We start from the raw sequence: 3311 nt of genomic DNA, 5'->3' as shown, positions 1-3311 counted from the left end.
TTTCCTCGGTGCTTTCCAGGTTCCCGCTCTCGCGTTTCCCTTTCCGGCGGCTCCGACTTTATCAGAAGTTTCAGGCCGTTTGATCGGCCGTCTTTTCCGATTTCATCGGGGGGACTTCTTCGAATGCGGCTCTTCGGCGCGCTTCTCGGAAGCAGATAGATACTAGCTGATCGCCGACCGGACCATGTCCAGTTCCAGGCAACTGTTCGAATCTACCTCCCCATCAGCGCCGTGTCAACGGCTCTTCCGGGGCGAAGGAGAGATTAACAGCTCCCCACGGGTGAATGCACATCAGGCGGCCGTCGGCACGGTGGCGCTGCGCTCGGGCGCACCCAGGTCGCCCGTGTCCCCCGCGCGGGCGGCCCGGCCGCCCAGCACATAGACGTAGGCGAGGAAGAGCAGCTCAGCGGCGATGCCGATGGTGATGCGGGCCCAGGTGGGCAGGCCGGAAGGGGTCACGAACGCTTCGATGACGCCCGACACGAAGAGGACCAGGGCCAGGCCGATGGCCATGCCGATCGCTGCGCGTCCTTCCTCGGCGAGTGCTGTCCGGCGGGTGCGCGGGCCCGGGTCGATGACGGTCCAGCCGAGGCGGAGGCCGGTTCCCGCGGCGACGAAGACCGCGGTCAGTTCCAGGAGGCCGTGCGGGAGCAGCAGGCCGAGGAAGGTGTCGAGGCGGCCGGCGGAGGACATCAGGCCGAGGCCCACGCCCAGGTTCAGCATGTTCAGGAACAGGATCAAGAGCACCGGCAGGCCCAGGAAGACGCCCAGGACCAGGCACATCGCGGCGGCTTGGGCGTTGTTCGTCCAGACCTGCGCGGCGAAGGCCGCTGCAGGATGGCTCGAGTAGTACGTCTCGTACTCACCGCCGGGGCGCGTGAGCTGGCGCAGTTCGCTGGGGGCGGCGATGGAGGACTGGACGTCCGGGTGCGTGCCGATCCACCAGCCGAGCAGGGCTCCGACCAGGGTGGACAGCAGTGCCGTGGGGACCCACCAGTGGCGCGAGCGGTAGACCGCCGCGGGGAAGCCGTATGCCAGGAAACCGGTGACGTCGCGCCATGAGGCGCGGCGGGTGCCGGTCACGGCGCTGCGCGCGCGTGCCACGAGCTGGCTGAGCCGGCCGCTCAGCTGCGGGTCCGGGGCGCTGGACTGGATCAGGGAGAGATGCGTGGCGGTGCGTTGGTACAGGGCGACGAGTTCGTCGGCCTCCGCGCCCGTGAGGCGGCGCTGCCGGCGGAGCAGGGCGTCGAGGCGGTCCCATTCGGCTCGGTGGGCGGAGACGAAGACGTCGAGGTCCATCGGTGTGCCTGCTCCTGCGCTGTTCGGCGGCGGCTCGTCCGGGGTGTCAGCTTGTCCTACTGCGGCGCGATGCGCTCTCAGCTTGGCAGACTGAGCGATCACGGGGCAGGTCGGGGAAGGGGACGGCAGGCGTGAATGAGCTGGTGACGGGCGAGGCGGTGGCGCTGGAGCTGCGCCCTGCGAGGCTGCCCAGCAGGGCGCTGGCCGTGCTGATCGATCTGGCCGTGGCGATGCTGGCGTACATCGTCGTGAGTGTGGGGTTGCTCGTCGCCACCGCATCGCTGGACGAGGCGGCGCAGATCGCGGTGTCGATCGCGACGTTTCTGCTGGTGCTGGTGGGCGCGCCGATCGCGGTGGAGACGCTCAGCCACGGGCGTTCGCTCGGCAAGCTGGCGTGCGGGCTGCGGGTGGTACGGGACGACGGCGGACCGATCCGGTTCCGCCATGCGCTGGTCCGGGGCGCGCTGGGGGTGGTGGAGATCCTGCTGACCTTCGGGGTGGTCGCCTGTATCGCGTCCCTGGTGTCGGCGCGCGGGCGGCGCCTCGGAGACGTCTTCGCGGGAACGCTCGTGGTGCGCGAGAGGGTGCCCGCGGGGCAGGCGGGTTTTGTGCCACCGCCTCCGCCGTGGCTGGCCGGGCGGTTCTCCGAGCTCGATCTGTCGGCTGTTCCGGACGGCTTGTGGCTGGCCGTGCGGCAGTACCTGACGCGCATGCACCAGCTGGATCCGCAGGTCGGCTGGTCGATGGCCGAGCGGCTCAGCGCGGACCTCACGGCTCAGACCGGTGTTCCGGCGCCGCAGGGGGTGCCGCCGGCCGCGTTCCTGGCGACGATGCTGCAGGAACGGCAGGCCCGGGAGGCGCGCCGGGCCTACGGAGGGGGCGCCGCGGCAGGTACGGCCGTGCCCCCTACGGCCGTGTCCCCTACGGCCGGCTCTCCGGGCGCCGGGTCGGCACCCGCCGGTGAGGGCCCGGTGGGCGTGGGTCCGGTCGGTGAGGCTCCCGTCGCAGCCCCTCGGCCGGTGGAGGCGCCGCCCGCGGCGGCCGGGCCGGGGAGCGAGGGGGCCGGTACCGGGTTCGTGCCGCCTGCCTGATCGCGTTCGGCGGCCCTCGCTCAGTCCAAGCTCGACGGCGGTGACTCCAGGTCTTCCAGCTCGATGCCGGGTGCCGCCAGGACCACGTCGCCGGCGATGTGCACGGTGTGCTGCTCGCCCGTGTCCAGGGCTGTGACCTGGTATGTGTCCACGAGCAGGGGGCCGTTGTCAGTGGCGTGTGCTTCTCTGTCGATCAGGGCCCAGGACTGGTCGACGGTGCGGGGTGCGAGGACTGGATCCGTGAAGGCGACCAGGCGTACGCGGGTGGCGGATGCGGAGGGGGTGAGGCGCAGGAGACGGGTGGTGGCGACGAGGAAGGCCGGGGAGGTTCCGGTGAAGGCGTGGGCGCGCACATTGCCTTCCGTGGCCTCGGTTCCGGTGGGGTCCGCGCGGACCCAGGTGACGCCGTCGAGGGCGGCGCCGCGTACCTGCCAGCCGCCCGCGTGGAGTTCGAGGCGGATGGGGCGGCCGAGTTCGTCGAGGGTGAGGTCGACGGAGCCGCTGTGATCGCCCGACGGGGTGGTCAGCTGCGAGACATAGCGCCAGCCGGAGGGGCCGGGGGCGCACTGGAAGTGCTCTTCTGCGAGGGGGGTGTGGTCGTGCGGATCGTGGAGCGAATAGCGGCCGCGGGGCATGAGGGTCCTGGATCTTGACGGGCGGGTCCGGTCACCTCGGCGCGTCGGCCCTGCCGGGTCGGCGGCGGGGCCGGTCCGAGGCCAACGGGGCAGGCCCCCGACACGGGGGTGCGGGGGCCTGCCTCGGAGGACGTGCCGTGGGAGTACGGAGCCTGCCGCCGGGGGCGCGTCAGTGCACGGGCGCGCCCGCGGCGGGGCTGTGGACTCCGCGGCGGTGACTCAGTAGCGGTAGTGGTCGGGCTTGTACGGGCCGTCGACGTCGACACCGATGTACGCGGCCTGCTCC

4 protein-coding genes are annotated in these 3311 nt (G+C 71.6%); 1 reads left to right on the top strand and 3 read right to left on the bottom strand.

Translation table 11 applies throughout. From position 1 onward, the window contains the following. Window positions 1–291: 291 nt before the first annotated feature. Window positions 292–1299: a stage II sporulation protein M gene (locus IE308_RS36605; RefSeq protein ID WP_190221210.1), complete on the bottom strand. Its 1008-nt coding sequence runs from the start codon at window positions 1297–1299 to the stop codon at window positions 292–294. A gap of 131 nt (window positions 1300–1430) precedes the next feature. Here IE308_RS36605 and IE308_RS36600 point away from each other — a divergent pair, with 131 nt between their 5' ends. Further along, a complete protein-coding gene (locus IE308_RS36600) occupies window positions 1431–2390 on the top strand; it encodes an RDD family protein (RefSeq protein WP_190221209.1) in 960 nt (319 codons plus the stop codon). A 20-nt stretch (window positions 2391–2410) separates the two neighbouring features. Here IE308_RS36600 and IE308_RS36595 read toward each other — a convergent pair whose 3' ends face one another. Beyond that, entirely contained in the window at window positions 2411–3025 is a 615-nt protein-coding gene (locus IE308_RS36595) for a hypothetical protein (RefSeq protein WP_190221208.1), read from the bottom strand. A 219-nt stretch (window positions 3026–3244) separates the two neighbouring features. Further along, window positions 3245–3311 (bottom strand): adenosylhomocysteinase (locus tag IE308_RS37545; RefSeq protein ID WP_190221139.1); only part of this gene is annotated, 67 nt, incomplete at its 5' end.

Origin of the sequence: Streptomyces griseosporeus, from assembly GCF_014656055.1 — a bacterium.
Classification (GTDB): Bacteria; Actinomycetota; Actinomycetes; order Streptomycetales; family Streptomycetaceae; genus Streptomyces; species Streptomyces griseosporeus.
Note: the sequence above shows the minus strand (reverse complement) of the source record. Positions and strands in the feature narration are given on the sequence as shown.